This window comes from Arthrobacter paludis, assembly GCF_056782315.1.
The window spans coordinates 229,256-247,912 of sequence record NZ_JBXAEW010000001.1 but is presented as its reverse complement, the minus strand read 5'-3'; the positions used below and the strand labels follow the sequence as shown (position 1 = coordinate 247,912).

The window sequence follows — 18,657 nt, the reverse complement described above, 5'->3', positions numbered from 1 at the left end:
GCGGCCCGCGGACGGGCCGCACCCTGGCGGCGGCGCGGCGGCTAGGAGCCGCTGCGGGGGTAGTCGAGGAACACGGTCTCCCCGTCGCCCTGCAGGTGGACGTCGAAGCGGAGGCCGCCGTCCTCCTCGCGCGTGGCGACGAGCGTACGGCGCCGGTCCTCCGGAAGGGAGGCCAGCAGCGGGTCGTCGGCCAGGGCCGCGGCGTCCTCCGGCAGGTAGATGCGGGTGAACAGGCGGTTCAGCAGGCCGCGGGCGAACACGACGAGCATGATGAACGGCGCCTTGCCCTGCTCCGTCGGGCCCGGGTTGACCGTCGTGAACGTGTAGTGGCCGACGTTGTCCACGGCCACGCGCCCCCAGCCGGTGAACGTGTACCCGTCGCGGACCAGGGAGCCGTCCCGGGAGACGACGTTGCCGTGCTCGTCGGCCTGCCAGATCTCCAGCAGCGAGTCCGGGACGGGGGAGCCGTCGCCGTCGTACACCGTGCCGTGCAGGCGCACGGCGTTCGGGTGGGCCTGGGGGACCAGCTCGTGGCCCCTCTCGAACGGCAGCGCGTAGCCGTAGAACGGGCCGATCGTCTGCCCGGGCGTGGGGACGAGCTTCATCTCGGGTGCGGCGGACATCTAGTGCTCCTCCTCGCCGTTCTCCATCCACGTGCGGTTGCTGCCGGTCAGGACGATGTCCCAGTGGTAGCCGGTGTTCCACTCGTGGCTGGTCAGGTCGTGGTCGTAGGCCGCGACGAGGCGGTCGCGGGCCTTCTGGTCGGTGATCGACTGGTAGATCGGGTCCAGCGCGAACAGCGGGTCGCCCGGGAAGTACATCTGGGTGATCATGCGCTGGGTGAAGTCCGTGCCGAACAGGGAGAAGTGGATGTGGGCCGGGCGCCACGCGTTGTGGTGGTTCTTCCACGGGTACGGGGCCGGCTTGATGGTGGTGAAGCGGTACTCGCCGTTCGGGCCGGTGATGGCGCGGCCGACGCCCGTGAAGTTCGGGTCGATCGGGGCCGGGTGCTGGTCGCGCTTGTGCACGTAGCGCCCGGCGGCGTTCGCCTGCCACACCTCGATCAGCTGGCCCGCCACGGGGCGGCCGTCGCCGTCCAGGACGCGGCCGGCGACGACGATGCGCTCGCCGACCGGCTCGCCGTGGTGCTGGATGGTCAGGTCGGCCTCGAGGGGGTGGACGTCGCGCTCGCCGAAGGCCGGGCTGAACAGCTCGATGGTCTCCGGGTCGGCGTGGTGCAGGCTCTTGGTGGGGTGGCGCAGCAGCGAGGAGCGGTAGGGCGCGAAGTCCACGCGCGGCTGCGTCTCCTCCGTCCCGGAGGCCCGGTACGCCTCGTGGATGGAGGCGATCTCCGCGGAGATCCGCTGCTGGGAGTCCGCCGTGGCGGCGGGATCCAGCGCGTGGCTGTTCTCGAAGGCCTCGCCGGTGGTGGTGTCCGTGCTCACGAAGCGCTCCTTTCGGTGGGTGGTGGCGGGGTGGGCCGGGCTAGGCGTGGGGCCAGCCGGTGTAGGACTCGGCCAGGTACTGCTGGCCGTAGCGGGAGCTGGTGACGGTCTCGAGCTCGCCGAGGGCGCGCTTGAGGGAGAACGGGTCCGCGCCGACGGGCGTGTGCAGCATCGACGTCATCCAGTAGGAGAAGTTCTGGGCCTTCCAGACCCGCTTCAGGGCCAGGTCGGAGTACCCGTCCAGCAGTGCCGTGTCCTTCGTGGAGTAGAACGAGTCGATGGCCTCGAAGAGGACCTTGACGTCGGCGAAGGCCAGGTTGAGCCCCTTCGCGCCCGTCGGGGGGACGGTGTGCCCGGCGTCGCCGGCCAGATACAGGCGGCCGTGGCTGAGCGGCTCCCGGACGAACGAGCGGAACGCCAGGACCGTCTTGTCGAAGATCGGGCCGGTCTTGAGCTCGAAGCCGTCCGGGCCGTCGACGCGGCGCTGCAGCTCGGACCAGATCCGGTCCTCGCTCCAGTCGTCCACGTTCTCCCCCGGGTCGCACTGGAAGTACATGCGCTGGACCGTGTCCGAGCGCTGGGAGATCAGCGCGAAGCCGTGCGGGGAGTTCGCGTAGATGAGCTCGGGGGCGCTCTTGGGGGCCTCCGTGAGGATGCCGAACCACGCGAACGGGTACTCGGTCTTGTAGTCCCGCTCGCCGGGGACGGCGCGGCGGCAGAAGCTGCGGGAGCCGTCGGCGCCCACCAGCAGGTCGGCGTGGATCTCGTGCTCCGCGCCCGCGGCGTCGGTGTAGCGCAGCTTCGGGGTATCCGTCTCCAGGTCGCCGATCCAGGTCACCGAGCACTCGAAGCGGACGTCCCCGCCGTCGCGGCGCCGGGCGGCGGCCAGGTCGAGGAAGACCTCGTTCTGGGCGTACAGGGTCACGGTGGCGTCGACGAGGTCGCGGAAGTCCAGGGGGTGGGACTCGCCGTTGAAGCGCAGGTCGATGCCCGCGTGCTCGTCGCCGTGGGGCAGGACGCGGCCGTCGACCCCGGTCTCGGTCAGCATCCTGACGGAGCCCGCCTCGAGGATGCCCGCGCGGTGCGTGTTGTGGATCGTGTCGTGGTCGCGGGACTCGACCACGATGTTCTCGATGCCGGCCTGCGCCAGCAGGTGCGAGAGCATCAGGCCGGCGGGGCCGCCGCCGACGATGGCGACCTGGGTCTTCTCGGTGGTGGAAACGGCCATGCTGGGTGGCTCCTTCGGGGCAGGGGCGGCGCGGCCGCGGGGGCGGCGCCGTCGGGATCCCCTCCAGTCTGTGCCGGGGAGCACACCGGCCGCCAAGCAAGTCCCAATCAATGGGACAAGGTGGCGCTAACCGCGGAAGGCGACCTTGGCGAGCAGGTCCAACAGCGTGCGGCGCTCGCCGGCCTCGAGCCCGTCGAGCGTCGCCTCCTCGGCGTCGCCGGTGGCCGCGCGGGCCTCGTCGTAGAGCGCGCGGCCGTCCCCGGTCGCGACGACGAGCTTGGAGCGGCGGTCCGCCGGGTCCGGCTCGCGGTCGACGAGGCCGCGCTTCTGCAGGCCGTCGACCAGCGCGACGATCTGGCTCGGGTCGAGGGAGAGGAACTCCGCCAACTCGCGCTGCGTCGGCCCCAGCCCGCTGCAGGCCAGGGCCAGCACCGAGTACGAGCGGACCTTCAGGCCCAGCGGCTCGAGCCGCGCGTTGGCGTCCGCCGAGCCGCGCGAACGCAGCCGGGCGACGAGGAAGTTGGTCTCCCTGGCCAGCCCGGAGGCGCGCAGTCGGTCGGGGCCGGGGCTGGGGGTCGGGGCCATGGCGCTCCCTCGGGTCGGTGGAGATCGAATGGAAAATCAATCGTTGACTTTCTCAAGAATATCGTTTCAGATGGAGTCCGGGAAGAGGTCCACGACACACCGGGCCGGCAGCGGCCGGCCCGCACGGAAGGAACAAGCCATGTCGCTTGCAGGAAAGACCGCCATCGTCACCGGCTCCGGCCGCGGGCTCGGCCTGGCCTACGCCCAGGAACTGGCCCGCCGCGGCGCCAACGTCGTCGTCAACGACGTCGACGGGGCCGTCGCCGCCGAGGCGGTCGCCTCGATCGAGGCCGCCGGCGGCCGGGCCGCCGCCGTCGTCGTCCCCGTGGGCACCACGGAGGCCGCCAAGGCCCTCGTGGCCGGCGCCGTCGACGCGTTCGGCGGGCTGGACATCCTCGTCACCAACGCCGGCGTGCTGCGGGACAAGTCGCTGCTGAAGATGACGGACGACGACTTCGACGCGGTCATCAACGTCCACCTGCGCGGCACGTTCACGTGCGTCCGCGAGGCCTACGCGCACTTCAAGGAGCACGGCGTGGCCGGCCGGATCGTCGCCATCGGCTCCCCGACCGGGCAGCGCGGCAACTTCGGGCAGACGAACTACGCCGCCGCCAAGGCCGGGATCGCCGGCATGGTCCGGACCTGGGCGATCGAGATGAAGAAGGCCGGCGTCACCGCCAACGTCGTCATCCCCGTCGCGGCCACCGCCATGACCAGGACCATCCCGTTCTTCCAGAAGGCCGTCGAGGCCGAGGACCGCGGCGAGGCCATGCCGGACTTCTTCCGCCGGGAGCTCGGCTTCGGCACCGCGGACGACGTCGCGGGGCTCATCGCGTTCCTCGCCTCGGACGAGGCCGCCGGCATCACCGGCCAGGCGATCGGCGCCGGCGGCGACCGCCTGCAGCTGTGGAGCCACCCGGAGGCCATCGAGTCGGCGTTCCACGACGGTGGGTGGGACTACGAGACCCTGCGCGCCGGGTTCCCGTTCGCGGACCGGCTCCAGTCCGTTGGCGAGCGCTTCCCCGAGCTGCCCGCCGAGCTGCAGCCCGAGCCGGCGAAGTAGGGCGGCCGGCATGAGCGTGCGCTACGAGTGCGGCGTCGACCCCGCGGCCGTGACCGCGGTCGACATGCACGTCCACCTCGAGGTGGACGACTGCGGCCACAAGGCCATGCCGCAGGACCTGTTCGACGCCTCCGCGAAGTACTTCAAGGCCGAGGAGCGGACCCCGTCCCTGGACCGGATCGCCGAGGTGTACCGGGACGCGGGCATGGCCGCCGTCGTGTTCACGGTCGACGCCCGCACCGCCCTGGGCCACGAGCCGAACTCGATCGACGACCTCGTGGCCGGGGCGCAGCGGAACCGGGACACGCTGATCCCGTTCGGCAGTGTGGACCCGCGCACGGGGGACGCGGCCCTGGCGGAGGCCCGCCGGCAGGCCGAGGAGCTGGGCGTGCGGGGGTTCAAGTTCCACCCGTCGCTGCAGGGCTTCGACCCCTCGGACGCCGCGCACTACCCGCTGTGGGGGCTGCTCGAGGAGCTCGGCCTGCCGTGCGTGTTCCACACGGGCCAGAACGGTATGGGGGCCGGCCTGCCGGGCGGGCGCGGCATCAAGCTGCGCTACTCCAACCCGCTGCTGCTGGACGACGTCGCCGCCGACTTCCCCGGGCTGCCGATCATCATGGCCCACCCGTCGGTGCCGTGGCAGGAGGAGGCCAATTCGATCGCCACCCACAAGGCCAACGTCTACATCGACCTGTCCGGGTGGAGCCCGAAGTACTTCCCGGAGTCCCTGGTCCGCCTGTCCAACAACGTGCTCTCCCGCAAGGTCCTCTTCGGGACGGACTTCCCGCTGATCACCCCGGAGAAGTGGCTCGCCGCGTTCGCGGACCTGCCGCTGAAGGACGAGGTGCGCCCGCGCATCCTCAAGGACAACGCCGTCGCGCTGCTCGGCCTGGGGGACCGGTGACCGCGTTCTACCCGTCGGACCAGTACGGGTTCTCGACGCTCCTTCCCGACGGCGAGCTCGCCGCCCTGGGCCGGCTGCGCGCCGTCCTGGACGACCACGTGCGGCCCGTGCTCGCCGACCACTGGGAGCGCGGCGAGTTCCCCGACGGCGTCATGGACCGGCTCGTCGCGCTGGACCTGATGCGGCCGCGGGAGCTGGGCGGCGCGGAGCCCTCCGCCCTCTACGCCGGATTCCGCAACTTCGAGCTCGCGCGCTGCGACGCCTCCATCGCCACCATGTACAACGCGCAGTCGGGCCTGTTCCGCACCACCGTCAACCTCGGCGGCGACGCGGCCCAGGCCGCGGAGCTGGACCCGCTCGTCCGCTCGTTCGCGCTCACCGGCGTGTTCGCGCTGACCGAGCCGGACCACGGCTCGGACATCGCGCGCGGCCTGGCGACGCGGGCCCGGTTCGAGGAGGGGCCCGACGGCGGCGCCTGGGTCATCGACGGGGCCAAGCGGTGGATCGGCGGCGCCACGCAGGTGGACGTCCTGGCCGTCTTCGCCCGCGACGAGGCGGACGGGCAGGTCAAGTGCTTCCTCGTCCCCACGGATTCCCCCGGCCTGTCGATGACCAAGATCGGGCGCAAGACCAGCCTGCGGATCATGCAGAACGCGGACATCGACCTGGACGGCGTCCGCGTGCCGGCGTCGGCGCGGCTGCGGAACATCGACTCCTTCGCCGACGTCGCCGCGTGCCTGCGCAACATGCGCTCCGACGTGGCCTGGATCGCCGCCGGCGCGTCCGCCGGGGCCTACGAGGCCGCCCTGCGCTACGTGCAGCAGCGCGAGCAGTTCGGCCGACCCGTCGCCGGGTTCCAGCTCGTCCAGGAGAAGCTCGCGACCATGCTGGCCAACGTCACGGCGAGCCTCGGCGTCGTCGTCCGCCTCACCCAACAGCAGGCCGAGGGCACGTACAGGGACGAGAACTCGGCCCTGGCCAAGCTGTTCACCGCCCGCGCGCTGCGCGAGACCGCCGCCCTGGCCCGCGAGGTCGCCGGCGGCAACGGCATCACCCTGGACACCGACGTCGCGCGCTTCCACGCCGACGCCGAGGCCGTCTACTCCTACGAGGGCACCGACGAGATCAACGCCCTCGTCGTCGGCCGCGCCGTCACCGGCCTGGCCGCCTTCACCCGCTGACCCCGCACCACCCACCGAAAGGAACCACCATGTCGCAGGCCACCACCGCCACCACCATCTCCTACGACCAGCTCGCCGACGCCGCCGGCACCGACCTCGGCTACAGCGCCTGGCGCACCGTCACGCAGGACCAGGTGGACACGTTCGCCGACGCCGCCGACGACCACCAGTGGATCCACACCGACCCCGAGAAGGCCAAGGAGGGCCCGTTCGGGGGCCCGATCGCGCACGGCTACCTCACCCTGAGCCTGCAGATCGCGTTCTGGACCGAGATGTTCGACGTCGAGGGCGTGAAGACCAAGGTCAACTACGGCCTCGAGAAGGTCCGCTTCCCCGCCCCCGTGCACGTGGGCAAGCACATCCGCATGAAGGCCGTCATCGCCGAGGTCGCCGAGGTCAAGGGCGGGTACCAGATCGCCGTCGACCAGACCGTGGAGGTCGAGGGCTCGGAGAAGCCCGCCGTCGTCTCCCGCGGCCTGTACCGCTTCTACGCCTAGCCCACCGCCCGCGCCGCCCGGCGCCCCAGCACCGAAGGAGCACCCCGTGAAGAACCGTGGCATCGGGCCCTGGGTCCACCGCCGCCGCGTGAAGTCCGCCGGCCTGCCGGCCGTGACCGGCGCGGGCCTGGAGTACACGTACGACGCGTACGCCGAGCGCATCGACCGGCTGGCCTCCGCGCTGGCCGACCGCGGGATCGGCCGCGGCGACCGCGTCGCCTACCTGGGCAACAACCACCCGGCGTTCCTCGAGACGCTCTTCGCGTGCGGGCTGCTCGGCGCGGTCTTCGTCCCCCTGAACACGCGGCTGGCCCCCGCCGAGGTCGCGTTCGCGCTGGCCGACTCCGGCTCCGTGCTGCTCGTCGGAGCGGCCGAGCTGGAGGCGCTGGCCGCCGCCGGGTCCCGGGGCACGGCCGTCGCGCGCCGCCTCGTCGTCGCGCCCGAGGCGGCCGGTCGCGCCCCCGCCGCGGACGCGGCGGGCCCCGCGGTCGCTGGAGGGGACGACGGCGGCGCCGCCGTCGTCGAACCGTACGAGGAGGCGCTGGCCGCGGGCGCACCGGTGGCCCGCGACGAGCCCGTGGCCTCGGAGGACCCGGCCGTCATCCTCTACACGTCCGGGACCACGGGGAACCCGAAGGGCGCGCTGCTCACCCACGGGAACCTGACGTGGAACAGCCTGAACGTGCTCGTGGACTACGACGTCACCTCCGACGCCGTGGCCCTGATGATCGCGCCGCTGTTCCACGTGGCGTCCCTGGGCATGGGCGCGCTGCCCGTGCTGCTCAAGGGCGGGCACCTGGTGCTGCAGTCCCGCTTCGAGCCGGCCGCGGTGCTCGCGGCCGTCGAGCGGCACGGCGTCACGAGCCTGTCCGGGGTGCCCACGACGTTCCAGATGCTGGCCGAGCACCCCGACTGGGCGCGCACGGACCTGTCCTCGCTGCGGATGCTCACGTGCGGCGGCTCGCCGGTCCCGACGCGTGTGCTCGACGCGTACGAGGAGCGCGGCCTGTCCTTCTCCGGCGGGTACGGCATGACCGAGACCGCTCCGGGGGCCACGTCGCTCTCGCCGCGGCACTCGCGGCCGAAGGCGGGGTCCGCCGGGCTGCCGCACTTCTTCACGGACGTGCGGATCGCCGACCCGCTCGGGGGAGCGCTGCCGCCCGGGGAGGTCGGGGAGATCCAGATCCAGGGCCCGAACGTTATCCGCGAGTACTGGAACCGCCCGGACGCGACCGCCTCGTCCTTCGCGGACGGCGACTGGTTCCGCTCCGGGGACATGGGCTACCTCGACGACGACGGCTTCCTGTTCATCTCCGACCGGCTCAAGGACATGATCATCTCCGGCGGCGAAAACATCTACCCGGCCCAGGTGGAGCAGGCGATCATGGAGCTGCCGGACGTGGCGGCCGTCGCCGTGATCGGGGTCCCGGACGAGAAGTGGGGCGAGGTCCCGAAGGCCCTGGTCGTCGCCGTGGAGGGTGCCCGCGTGGACGAGGCCGCGGTGCTGGCCCACCTGGACGGGCGGCTCGCCCGGTACAAGATCCCGAAGACCGTCGAGTTCGTGGACGACTTCCCGCGCACGGCCAGCGGCAAGATCCGCAAGGCCGACCTGCGCAAGACCCACGGGGCGCCGGCGTAGGGCTCCCGCCGGGCCCGCACGCGCCGGCCCGGCCACCCTGTCGTCGCGACGTCACCCTTTCGCCGCGACGTCACCCCTTGGCCGCGATGTCATGGGCTATTACGGGTGATATCGCGCCGGAACCATGACATTGCGCCGGAACCATGACGTCGCGGGCCGGTCCGCGGGAGGGGCGGGCGAAGCTTCGGGGCCGACGCGCGCCCGACCGGCCGGGACACGTGGTTGGTGGTGGACAGGCTGGAGGGGCGAGGCCCGCGCGTGCGGACCCCGCCCCTCCTGCTGCGACCGGGACACCCGGGCCGGCGTGGGCTGCGCGTCGGCCGATGGGCCGGTCCCGGTTCCCTGGCGCCGGAGCTGTTTGGCCCCAGCGCTACTCGGCGCCAGCGCTACCCGGCGCCCGCGCTACCCGGCGCCCGCGCTACTTGGCGACGGCGGCGCTCGTCGCGACCGTCGTCGTGGTCGTCTGGCTGGCGACCATGCGGTACTTGCCCCACTTCGGCGCGTAGAACTTCGTGTAGCCGCGGCCCGAGCGGAAGTCCACGGTGCGGATGGTCTTCCAGCCGGTGCTGGTCCACTTCTGGACGCGGACGTCCTGCGGGCTGTAGGCGCGGTAGCCGTAGGCCGCCGGGCTGTAGTAGCGGGCGTTGGCCGTCAGGGTGACGTAGCTGCCGCTGCGGCTGATGACGGTCGAGAGCTTGGCCTGGCCGCGGACGTAGAAGACCTTGGAGGTCGAGTCGTAGTAGTCGAAGGCCCCCTACCAGTCGTAGATGTTGGACGGGCCAACCCGGTAGCCGCCGAGGCCCATGAAGTCGCACACCACGGCGCGGCTCGAGTACGTGGCGTTGTCGAACTCGAACCAGCTGACGATGTTGCCGTACCGGGTGATGTCCGTGTCGATGTAGTACTCCCCGGGGGAGCCGGTCACGGTGCGTTTCACATAGCCGGTGACGTACTTGCAGCCGCTGGAGCCGAACACGACGTCCTTGACCGTGAAGCCGGTGACATCCACCGGATTCGTCGTCGCGGCGGTGGCGGCGGACGGGGCGAGCGAGAGGGCGAGCGCGGCGGCGGCAACGGCGGCCACGGAGCGCAGGCGGGCGCGCAGAGTCATGGAAGGGTCCCCCAACAAAACGAATGATGCGTGGCCCCGGAGCGGTGCCGCGGCCGCCGGAGTGGCGACGAGGAGAATTGTATCCCGGTTTGTGGTATTTGTGTGATCCGGGCCTCCCCGGATTCCGGGCGCCGCCGTCGGACGCTACCGCGGCGCCTCGCCGAGCTCGCGCGCGATGCCGCGCGCGGCCGTGCGCAGCGCCATGACGGCCCCCGGCAGCGTCGGTGAGCCGACGGGGACGACGACGGCGAGGACCGCGACCGCGTGGCCGCGCCGGTCCAGGATCGGCACGGACGCGCCCGTGGTCTCCGCGTCGATGAACCCGTCGAACGTCGCGTACCCGCGCTGGCGGATGTGTGCGAGCTCCCGGCGGATGTCCGCGTGCCGTTCCGCGACGGCGGCGGCGTTCCGCTCGAGGTAGCCCTCCCGGACGGGGGCCGGGGCGAACGCGAGCAGCGCCATCCCCATGCTCGTCAGGTGCACCGGCATGCGCCCGGCGACGTGGGCCTGGTTCACGGCCGCGCCCGGGCGGGAGAGCCGCTCCAGGACCAGCACCTCGTCCTCGTGCAGCACGGCCAGCTGCGTGTTCTGCCGGACCAGCTGGTTCACGTCCTCCATGAACGGCAACGCGACCTGGCGCAGCCCGCGCGTCGTCGAGGCGCGGTTCGTGATCTCCCACAGGCGCAGGCCGAGCCCGACGCCGCCGTCGTCCGTCCGCGCCAGCAGGCCCTCGGCCACGAGCGCGTCGACCAGCCGGTACGTGGTGGCGCGGGGCAGCCCGGCCCGCCGCGCCAGCGCGCCGACCGTCAGCGTGGAGTGCTCGGCATCGAACGCGTCGAGGATGCGCACGACGCGCTCGACCATCGAGTCGCCCGTCGGCGAGTTGGCCACGGTCCGGCCCTACGCGGGCTCCGCCGCGACGACGGCGTCGATCGCGGCCGTGTCCACGTCCGCCGCGTCGGCGGGGGACCAGCGCGGATTGCGGTCCTTGTCAATGACCTGGGCGCGGATGCCCTCGGGCAGGTCCGGGTGGTCCATGAGGAACTCGGCGAGGCGCAGTTCGCGGGCGAACGCCTCCGCGAGGACCGCCTCGCCCCGTGCCGCGCGGACGGCGCGCAGCGCGGTCTCGGCCGCGAGCGGGGAGTTGGCGCGGATCGCCTCCGCGGCGCGCGCCGGGCCGGAGTCCGCCGGCCCGCCGGCGGCGAGCCGGTCCAGCTCGGCGAGGATCGCGGGGACGTCGGCGCCGGCGTACGCGGCATCGATCCACGCGCGGTCGGCGCGGATCGTGGCGGACGACGGCGGGGCGGCCGTGCCGTGCAGGACCTCCACGGCCGCGGCGACGTCCGGCGCGGGCAGGCCCACGAGGTCGACGAGGGTGGCGAGGACGTCGTCGAACGCGTCCTCGGCGACGCACGCGTCGGCGAATCCGGCCTCGAGCGCGTCGCCCGCGCCCATCGTCCCGGCGGTCAGCGCGTAGTGCTCGCCCAGCCGGCCCGGGGCCTGGCCCAGCAGGTGGGTGCCGCCGACGTCCGGGCTGTAGCCGATGCGGGTCTCCGGCATCCCGACGGCGGAGCGCGGCGTGACGAGCCGGATCGCCGCGTGCCCGGCGAGCCCGACCCCGCCGCCCATGCACAGGCCGTCCATGAACGCCGCGACGGGCTTGGGGTAGGTGGCGACCGCGTGGTCGACCGTGAACTCCTCGGTGAGGAAGTCCAGGAAGTCCTGGTGCCGGTCGTCGCGGATGGACTCGTAGAAGGACTTGATATCGCCGCCCGCGCAGAACCCGCGCTCGCCGGCGCCGCGCAGGACGACGATCCCGACGGACGGGTCCTCCCGCCAGGCCTCCAGGGCCGCGCCGACGTCCGCGACCATCTCCCGGGTCAGGGCGTTGAGCTTCTCGGGGCGGTTGAGCGTGATGACGCCCAGCCCGCTGCCGGTCTCGGTGAGGACGTGTCCCATGGCGGCGCCTTTCTGCGATGGTGCTCACCCGACGCTACCGCGAACCGGCGGATGCCTCCCAGCCGAGGACGGTCGGGGACGGGCGGGACGCCTCCCCTCGCGGGCTGGGGACGCTGGGGACACAACTGTGCGGGGCCCGGGACGCCGGGGACACATCGCCCGTCGCGCCCCGGCGTGTCCCGGTGTGACGCGCCGTGAATGTCCCCGTGCCAGCGCGTGATGTGTCCCTGGCGTCCCCGCGGGTGCGGTGCTCGCGCGTGATGTGTCCCAGGCGTCCCCGCGGGTGCGGTGCTCGGGGGTGATGTGTCCCTGGCGTCCCCGCGGGTGGGGGCGCCCGGGGGTGATGGGGTCTTGTCCGGGCCATGCCGCCGCTGCTATTGTTCATCATACGAACTTGTGTTCGCTGAGTGAACTTTTGGAGGATCGTCCCATGCAGCAGGCCTTTGTGTACGACGCGGTGCGCACGCCGTTCGGCAAGATCGGCGGCGCGCTGGCGTCGCACCGCCCCGACGACCTCGCGGCCCACGTCGTCAAGGCGCTCGTCGAGCGCGCCCCCGGCCTGGACCCGGCCGCGATCGACGAGGTCGTCTTCGGCAACGCCAACGGCGCCGGCGAGGAGAACCGCAACGTGGCCCGCATGGCCACGTTGCTGGCCGGCCTGCCGGTCTCGATCCCCGGCAGCACCGTGAACCGGCTGTGCGGCTCGTCCCTGGACGCCGCGATGGCCGCCTCCCGCCAGGTCGAGGTCGGCGAGGCGGACCTCGTGCTCGTCGGCGGCGTCGAGTCCATGTCCCGCGCCCCCTGGGTCCTGCCCAAGACGGAGCGCCCGTTCCCGATGAGCAACCTCGAGCTGGCCAACACGACGCTCGGCTGGCGCCTGGTCAACCCGAACATGCCGGCCGAGTGGACCGTCTCCCTCGGCGAGGCCACCGAGCAGCTGCGCGAGAAGCACGGCATCACCCGCGAGGCCCAGGACGAGTTCTCGGCCCGCTCGCACCAGCTGGCCGCCAAGGCCTGGGACGAGGGCAAGTACGACAACCTCGTCGTCCCGGTCCCGCCGGCCACCAAGCGGGGCACCGAGGTCGTCCGCGACGAGACCGTCCGCGCCGACTCCACCGCCGAGACGCTGGCCGGCCTGCGCACCGTCTTCCGCACCGGCGGGAACGCCACGGTCACCGCCGGCAACGCGTCCCCCATGAACGACGGCGCGTCCGCCGCCTGGGTGGGCTCCGAGGGCGCCGCCAACCTGCTGGGCACCGAGCCGATCGCCCGCATCGCCGGCCGCGGGGCCGCCGCCAACGAGCCGCAGTTCTTCGGCGAGGCGCCCGTCGAGTCCGCGAACCTGGCGCTCAAGCGCGCGGGGATCACGTGGGACGACGTCGCCGCCGTCGAACTCAACGAGGCGTTCGCCGCCCAGTCCCTCGCCTGCCTGAAGCAGTGGGGCGTCGACGAGTCCATCGTCAACGCCTGGGGCGGCGCGATCGCCATCGGCCACCCGCTCGGGGCCTCCGGCCTGCGCGTGCTCGGCACGCTGGCCCGCCGCCTGCAGGAGTCCGGCGAGCGCTACGGCGTCGCCTCCCTGTGCATCGGCGTGGGCCAGGGCCTCGCCGTCGTCCTCGAGAACACCAACGCCCGCTAGGCCACACACACCAGGAAGCAGGGGAACACCCATGGCACCACGCATCGCCAGCTCCGCCGCGGACGCCGTCGCCGGCATCCGCGACGGCGCGACCGTGCTCATCGGAGGCTTCGGCAACGCCGGCCAGCCGATGGAACTCATCGACGCGCTGCTCGAGTGCGGCGCGACCGGCCTGACGGTCGTCAACAACAACGCGGGCCAGGCCGACGCCGGCCTCGCGCTGCTCATCAAGGAGCGCCGCGTCAAGAAGATCATCTGCTCGTTCCCGCGCCAGTCCGACTCGTGGCACTTCGACGAGGCCTACCGCGCCGGGGAGATCGAGCTGGAGCTCGTCCCGCAGGGCAACCTGGCCGAGCGCATCCGCGCCGCCGGCGCCGGGATCGGCGGGTTCTTCACGCCGACCGGCTACGGCACGATGCTCGCCGAGGGCAAGGAGACCCGCGTCATCGACGGCACCGGCTACGTGCTGGAGACGCCGATCAAGGCCGACGTCGCCCTGATCAAGGCCCTGCGCGCGGACGAGTTCGGCAACCTCGTCTACCGCAAGACGGCCCGGAACTTCGGCCCGATCATGGCCTCCGCCGCCAGCCAGACCATTGCCCAGGTCGACGAGGTCGTGCCCGTGGGCCAGATCGACCCCGAGGTGGTCGTCACCCCGGGCATCTACGTCGACACGCTCGTGCAGATCGCGGGAGGAACCAAGTGAGCGAGTACACCAGCACCGACGCCGCGCTGACCCGGGACGAGATGGCCCGCCTCGTGGCCGCCGACATCCCGTCCGGCGCGTTCGTGAACCTGGGCATCGGCCAGCCGACGAACGTGTCCAACTTCCTCACCGCCGAGCAGGGCGTCACCCTCCACACGGAGAACGGGATGCTCGGCATGGGCCCGGTGGCCGAGGGCGACGCGGTGGACCAGGACCTGATCAACGCCGGCAAGATCCCGGTGACGGAGCTGCCCGGGGCCAGCTACTTCCACCACGCGGACTCGTTCGCCATGATGCGCGGCGGCCACCTGGACGTGTGCGTGCTCGGCGCGTTCCAGGTGTCCCGGGAGGGCGACCTCGCGAACTGGCACACCGGCGCGGAGGGGGCCATCCCCGCCGTCGGCGGGGCCATGGACCTGGCCATCGGCGCCAAGGCCACGTGGGTGATGATGGGCCTGTTCACCAAGCAGGGCCAGTCCAAGCTCGTCGAGGCCCTGACCTACCCGGTGACCGGGCTGGGCTGCGTCTCGCGCATCTACACGGAGTCCGCCGTGTTCCTCATCGACGGCTCCGGCGTGAAGGTCCGCTCCACGCACGGGATCTCCTTCGACGAGCTCGCCGAGCGCGTCCCCGTCCCGCTGGCCCGCGCCTAGCCGGCGCCAGCCTAGGATGGTGCGGATGCCCGCCGCGGCGGGCATCCGCACCGCAGCACCGACGACCGGAGGCCCCATGCACGACGCCGCGACCGAGCCGGGCCAGTTCGTCCAGTCCCTGGCCCGCGGCCTCGATGTGATCCGCAGCTTCGACGCCGATCACGCGTCGATGACGCTCACCGACGTCGCCAAGCGCACGGGCCTCAGCCGGGCCACGGCCCGCCGCTTCCTGCTCACGCTCGCCGAGCTCGGCTACGTCCGCACCGACGGCAAGCACTTCGAGCTCACGGCCCAGGTCCTGCAGCTGGGCTACTCGTTCCTGGCAGGCCACACGCTGGTCCAGCTGACGGAGCCGGTGCTGGAGGAGCTGTCGGCGTCCCTGAACGAGTCGGCGTCGGCATCGGTCCTGGACGGGCCCGACGTCGTCTACATCGCCCGCGTCCACACCCGGCGGATCATGCGCGTCGGCATCGCGGTCGGCTCCCGCTTCCCGGCCCACGCCACGTCGATGGGCCGGGTCCTGCTCGCGCACCTGGCGCCCGCCGACGCCGACGCCCTGCTGGCGCAGCGCCCGCCCGAGCCGCTGACCCCCAGCACCATCACGGACCCCGGCGAGCTCCGCGCCGAGCTGGACCGCGTCCGCGCCCAGGGCTGGTCGCTCGTGGACCAGGAGCTGGAGCCCGGGCTGCGCTCCGTCGCGGTGCCCGTCTTCGCGCCCGACGGCACGGTCGCGGCCGCCCTGAACGTCTCGATGAGCACCGTCCCCGGAGCGCCGCACAGCGGCCTGGCACCGGACGAGGCCGCCGCCGTCGTCCTGCCCGAGCTGCAGGCGGCGGCCGGGCGCGTCGCCGAGGCGCTGCGCGCCCGGCGCTAGGAGGACGACGGCGGCGCCCGCGTTAGCGGCCGGGGCCGATGCTGATCCGGGCCAGCTCCGTCGCCAGGTGGTCCATGAACAGGTCCACGTGCGCGGTCCCCGCCTCGGACGCGCGGCCGCGGCCCCCGGCCGGGGCGGCGGTCCCGGGGCGCAGGGCGAAGATGGAGCGGGCCAGCCGGATCTCCGGGACGTCGACGACGGCCAGGCCGGCGGGGCGGTGCTGCATCGCCAGCTCCGGCACCAGCGCCGCGCCGAGCCCGGCGGAGGCCAGGGACAGGGAGGCGTTGAAGTCGTCGGAGTAGGCGACGACGCGGGGGTTGAGGTCCGCGGACGCGAAGAGCCGGGCGATGACCGTGGCGTCCGAGGCGCCGGGGTGGTGCATGATCCACGGCATGTGCGCCAGCTGGGCGGCCGCGACCTCCGAGCCGTCGGCTATGCCCCAGGAGGCCGGCAGCACCACGCGGAAGCGGTCGTCGCCGATCCACTGGCGCTCCAACGGGGCCGGCCACGCCAGTCCCGCCTGCCCCACCTGGAAGACGATCGCGAGGTCCAGCTCGCCGTTGGTCAGGGCGTGCAGCGTCTCGTGCGGCTCGCCGACGCTCACGCGCAGGGCGACGGCGAGTTTCGTCCAGCCCGGCGCGGCCATGAGCCCGGGCAGCGCGAAGGTCGCCAGGGACGGGAAGATGCCCAGGCGGAGCTGGTGCGCGGCCGCGCCGTCGGCGGCCTCCGCCGTCGTGCTCGCCGCGAGCAGGGCGTCGATGTCGGTCAGCACGCGCCGCGCGTGGCGGGCCATGGTCGCCGCGGCCTCGGTCGGCTCGATCGACCGGGCCGACCGGCGGAACAGGGACACGCCCGTGTCGCGCTCCAGGGCGGACATCTGCTGCGAGACCGCGGAGGCGGTGTAGCCGAGCCGGGCCGCCGCCGCGGCGAAGGAACCGTGCTTGACGACCTCCAGGAGCGTCCGCAGGTGCACCGGATTCACCATGAGGCGTGCTGGTCCTTTCCATGCCCGACGCGAAGGGTTGCTGGCCCATCGTACGCGGCGCCGTCGGGGTTCCGCCGGACGCCGGGCCGCGCCCGCCCTAGCGCGCGGCCGGCTGGGCCAGCCCGACGGCCTGGGCCGTCAGGCGCAGAGACGCGAGGCGCTCGGGGGCCTCGACGGCGTTGTGCGCCGTGATCAACTCGTCCGCGTTGGCGTGCCGCGCGAACTCCGCGAGGTACTCGCCGACGGCCTCCGGCGTCCCGACGGCCGTGTAGGCGAGCATGCGCAGGATCGAGGCCGCGGCCGGGGTGTCCATGAGCAGGTCCACCTCGTCCTCGGTGAGCTCCCGGTCCTGGTTCCGGTTCAGGAAGCGGCGCACGCGCTCGCGCTTGAGCGCCTCGAACTGCCGCTGCGCCTCCTCGTTGTCCTCCGCGGCGACGACGCCGACGCCGGCGATGACGTACGGCTCGGCCAGCTGCTCCGAGGGCGTGAACTCCGACCGGTAGAGCTGCACGGCCTGGACCAGCTGGTCCGGCGCGAAGTGCGAGGCGAACGAGTAGGGCAGGCCCAGCTGCGCCGCGAGCCGGGCCCCGAACAGGCTCGAGCCGAGGATGTACAGCGGGACGTTCGTGCGCCGGCCCGGGTAGGCGTTGACGCCGCGGATCCGCGTGGCGTCCCGCAGGTAGCCCTGCAGCTCGAGGACGTCGTGCGGGAACGCGTCGGCGGCGGCGGGGTCGCGCCGGAGGGCGCGGAACGTCGCCTGGTCGCTGCCGGGGGCGCGGCCGAGGCCGAGGTCGATGCGGCTCGGGAAGAGGGTCTCCAGCGTGCCGAACTGCTCCGCGATGACCAGCGGCGAGTGGTTGGGCAGCATGATGCCGCCGGCGCCGAGCCGGATGGTGGAGGTGTGGTGCGCGATGTGCCCGATCAGCACGCTCGTGGCGCTGGAGGCGATGGTCGGCATGTTGTGGTGCTCCGCATACCAGACGCGCGTGTAGCCGGTCTCCTCGGCGGCCTGCGCCAGGGCGACGGAGTCGGCGAACGTCTGGGCGGCGTTGCCGGTCGGGGGGATGGTGGCCAGGTCGAGGACAGACAGTCGGATGCTCACGTCCGTGCCAACCGGCCCCGGCGGCCCGGCATTCCCGGACTCCGCGTCGGGCCGGTCACGTCCGCGAGGGCGGACGCCCGGAACCCCAGGAACTCTTTGCAAAGATCTCCTTGCAAAGGTTTCTTTGCAAGAGTAGCGTCAGTGCCGTGAGCACCGCCCAAGGAACCGGAAGCGCCGCGGAGCCCGGACGCCACGACGTCCGGCAGCTCGACCTGGCCGCGCTGAAGGCCCTGTCCCACCCGTTGCGCCTGGAGCTGCTGGAGCTGCTCTCCGGCTTCGGGCCGCAGACCGCCAGTGGGCTGGCCGTCCGGGTGGGGGAGTCGAGCGGCTCCACCAGCTACCACCTGCGCCAGCTGGCCCGGCACGGGCTCGTCCGCGAGGTGGAGGGCCGCGGCACCGCCCGCGAGCGGTGGTGGGAGCGCGTCCCGGGGGCCGTCAAGGTCTCCCCGGACCGGGTCCGGGCGGACGAGTCGGAGTTGGCCGCCGCCCGGATCGTCGAGCGCGGCTTCGAGCAGCACCGCGCCCAGGCCCTGGCCGACTTCGTGCGCTTCGGGGACCGCGACCTCGCCCCGGAGTGGATCGACGCCGCGGCGCTGGGCACCATGAACGTCCGGCTCGATCCAGACCAGCTGCGCCACGTGTCGGAGCGCGTCCACGCGTTCCTCGACGACCTCCTCCAGGAGTACCGCGACGACCCCGCGCCGGCGGGCCGCCCGGTGCAGCTCCACTTCAACGCCTTCCCGCTGCTCGACCCGTCCGCGCGGGCCGGCGAACCACCCGAAGGAGCCCCCCGGTGAGCACCATCTGCCCCGCACCCCAGGCCTATGCCGTCCCGGCGCCCGGCCGCCCCTCGGACCGGCGCGCCCGCGCTGCCGCGGCCCTGGCGGCCTTCCTCCTGGAGTGGGCCGGCCGCCGCGAGGCGTCCGCCGCCGCCCGCGCCGCCGCCCGCGCGGCCGCCCCCGCGGGCGGGTGCGCCGGCCCGACGGCGGTGCGCGCCTCCCTGCTGTCCCGCCACGCCGAGGCCCGCCGCGACGCCCAGGCCGCCCAGGCGCTCCTGCCCCGGTAGGGGCCCGCCGGTCCCGGCTG

The 18,657-nt window shown here is 73.1% G+C and carries 21 protein-coding genes; 11 read left to right on the top strand and 10 right to left on the bottom strand.

What is annotated here, in order from left to right:
• Positions 1–41: 41 nt before the first annotated feature.
• From pcaG to AC1Q5D_RS01230, 4 genes are all read right to left on the bottom strand, one after another.
• The gene (pcaG, locus tag AC1Q5D_RS01245) at positions 42–623 is read right to left on the bottom strand and encodes a protocatechuate 3,4-dioxygenase subunit alpha (RefSeq protein WP_481736737.1); all 582 of its coding nucleotides are present in this window, start codon (positions 621–623) and stop codon (positions 42–44) included.
• Positions 624–1,445, bottom strand: a complete 822-nt coding sequence (gene pcaH, locus AC1Q5D_RS01240; RefSeq protein ID WP_481736736.1) for a protocatechuate 3,4-dioxygenase subunit beta — start codon at positions 1,443–1,445, stop codon at positions 624–626.
• Between the two features lie 40 nt (positions 1,446–1,485).
• Positions 1,486–2,673: a 4-hydroxybenzoate 3-monooxygenase gene (locus tag AC1Q5D_RS01235; protein ID WP_481736735.1), complete on the bottom strand. Its 1,188-nt coding sequence runs from the start codon at positions 2,671–2,673 to the stop codon at positions 1,486–1,488.
• Between the two features lie 126 nt (positions 2,674–2,799).
• On the bottom strand, positions 2,800–3,258 hold the full coding sequence (locus tag AC1Q5D_RS01230; RefSeq protein ID WP_481736734.1) for a MarR family winged helix-turn-helix transcriptional regulator: 459 nt from the start codon (positions 3,256–3,258) through the stop codon (positions 2,800–2,802).
• A 139-nt stretch (positions 3,259–3,397) separates the two neighbouring features.
• On the opposite strand from AC1Q5D_RS01230, the gene AC1Q5D_RS01225 reads away from it, so the two are divergent.
• Genes AC1Q5D_RS01225 through AC1Q5D_RS01205 form a run of 5 tightly spaced genes read left to right on the top strand, consistent with a single transcriptional unit; the run spans position 3,398 to position 8,542 of the window.
• The gene (locus tag AC1Q5D_RS01225; protein WP_481736733.1) at positions 3,398–4,321 is read left to right on the top strand and encodes an SDR family NAD(P)-dependent oxidoreductase; all 924 of its coding nucleotides are present in this window, start codon (positions 3,398–3,400) and stop codon (positions 4,319–4,321) included.
• Between the two features lie 10 nt (positions 4,322–4,331).
• The gene (locus AC1Q5D_RS01220; RefSeq protein WP_481736732.1) at positions 4,332–5,225 is read left to right on the top strand and encodes an amidohydrolase family protein; all 894 of its coding nucleotides are present in this window, start codon (positions 4,332–4,334) and stop codon (positions 5,223–5,225) included.
• Positions 5,222–6,406: an acyl-CoA dehydrogenase family protein gene (locus AC1Q5D_RS01215; RefSeq protein ID WP_481736731.1), complete on the top strand. Its 1,185-nt coding sequence runs from the start codon at positions 5,222–5,224 to the stop codon at positions 6,404–6,406. The genes AC1Q5D_RS01220 and AC1Q5D_RS01215 overlap by 4 nt, the downstream gene beginning before the upstream one ends.
• A gap of 29 nt (positions 6,407–6,435) precedes the next feature.
• Positions 6,436–6,903, top strand: a complete 468-nt coding sequence (locus AC1Q5D_RS01210; RefSeq protein WP_481736730.1) for a MaoC family dehydratase — start codon at positions 6,436–6,438, stop codon at positions 6,901–6,903.
• A 46-nt stretch (positions 6,904–6,949) separates the two neighbouring features.
• Entirely contained in the window at positions 6,950–8,542 is a 1,593-nt protein-coding gene (locus AC1Q5D_RS01205; RefSeq protein WP_481736729.1) for an acyl-CoA synthetase, read from the top strand.
• Between the two features lie 418 nt (positions 8,543–8,960).
• Here AC1Q5D_RS01205 and AC1Q5D_RS01200 read toward each other — a convergent pair whose 3' ends face one another.
• From AC1Q5D_RS01200 to AC1Q5D_RS01185, 4 genes are all read right to left on the bottom strand, one after another.
• Positions 8,961–9,083: a hypothetical protein gene (locus AC1Q5D_RS01200; protein WP_481736728.1), complete on the bottom strand. Its 123-nt coding sequence runs from the start codon at positions 9,081–9,083 to the stop codon at positions 8,961–8,963.
• Between the two features lie 213 nt (positions 9,084–9,296).
• Positions 9,297–9,653: a hypothetical protein gene (locus AC1Q5D_RS01195; protein WP_481736727.1), complete on the bottom strand. Its 357-nt coding sequence runs from the start codon at positions 9,651–9,653 to the stop codon at positions 9,297–9,299.
• Between the two features lie 144 nt (positions 9,654–9,797).
• Positions 9,798–10,544: an IclR family transcriptional regulator gene (locus tag AC1Q5D_RS01190; protein ID WP_481736726.1), complete on the bottom strand. Its 747-nt coding sequence runs from the start codon at positions 10,542–10,544 to the stop codon at positions 9,798–9,800.
• Positions 10,545–10,553: 9 nt separating this feature from the next.
• Positions 10,554–11,612 carry an enoyl-CoA hydratase/isomerase family protein gene (locus tag AC1Q5D_RS01185; protein ID WP_481736725.1) on the bottom strand — a complete coding sequence of 353 codons (1,059 nt, stop codon included), beginning with the start codon at positions 11,610–11,612 and terminating at the stop codon, positions 10,554–10,556.
• A gap of 430 nt (positions 11,613–12,042) precedes the next feature.
• On the opposite strand from AC1Q5D_RS01185, the gene AC1Q5D_RS01180 reads away from it, so the two are divergent.
• From AC1Q5D_RS01180 to AC1Q5D_RS01165, 4 genes are all read left to right on the top strand, one after another.
• Positions 12,043–13,251 carry a thiolase family protein gene (locus AC1Q5D_RS01180; protein ID WP_481736724.1) on the top strand — a complete coding sequence of 403 codons (1,209 nt, stop codon included), beginning with the start codon at positions 12,043–12,045 and terminating at the stop codon, positions 13,249–13,251.
• A gap of 31 nt (positions 13,252–13,282) precedes the next feature.
• Entirely contained in the window at positions 13,283–13,957 is a 675-nt protein-coding gene (locus tag AC1Q5D_RS01175; RefSeq protein WP_481736723.1) for a 3-oxoacid CoA-transferase subunit A, read from the top strand.
• The gene (locus tag AC1Q5D_RS01170; protein ID WP_481736722.1) at positions 13,954–14,610 is read left to right on the top strand and encodes a 3-oxoacid CoA-transferase subunit B; all 657 of its coding nucleotides are present in this window, start codon (positions 13,954–13,956) and stop codon (positions 14,608–14,610) included. Before AC1Q5D_RS01175 ends, AC1Q5D_RS01170 begins: the two co-directional genes overlap by 4 nt.
• A gap of 76 nt (positions 14,611–14,686) precedes the next feature.
• Positions 14,687–15,484, top strand: coding sequence for an IclR family transcriptional regulator domain-containing protein (locus AC1Q5D_RS01165; RefSeq protein ID WP_481736791.1), 798 nt, complete (start codon positions 14,687–14,689; stop codon positions 15,482–15,484).
• A 22-nt stretch (positions 15,485–15,506) separates the two neighbouring features.
• On the opposite strand, the gene AC1Q5D_RS01160 is transcribed toward AC1Q5D_RS01165, so the two are convergent.
• A complete protein-coding gene (locus AC1Q5D_RS01160) occupies positions 15,507–16,469 on the bottom strand; it encodes a LysR family transcriptional regulator (protein WP_481736721.1) in 963 nt (320 codons plus the stop codon).
• A 97-nt stretch (positions 16,470–16,566) separates the two neighbouring features.
• Positions 16,567–17,571 carry an LLM class flavin-dependent oxidoreductase gene (locus AC1Q5D_RS01155; protein WP_481736720.1) on the bottom strand — a complete coding sequence of 335 codons (1,005 nt, stop codon included), beginning with the start codon at positions 17,569–17,571 and terminating at the stop codon, positions 16,567–16,569.
• A 146-nt stretch (positions 17,572–17,717) separates the two neighbouring features.
• Here AC1Q5D_RS01155 and AC1Q5D_RS01150 point away from each other — a divergent pair, with 146 nt between their 5' ends.
• Entirely contained in the window at positions 17,718–18,368 is a 651-nt protein-coding gene (locus tag AC1Q5D_RS01150) for a helix-turn-helix domain-containing protein (protein WP_481736719.1), read from the top strand.
• Positions 18,365–18,637, top strand: a complete 273-nt coding sequence (locus AC1Q5D_RS01145) for a hypothetical protein (protein WP_481736718.1) — start codon at positions 18,365–18,367, stop codon at positions 18,635–18,637. Before AC1Q5D_RS01150 ends, AC1Q5D_RS01145 begins: the two co-directional genes overlap by 4 nt.
• The last annotated feature ends 20 nt before the right edge of the window (positions 18,638–18,657 follow it).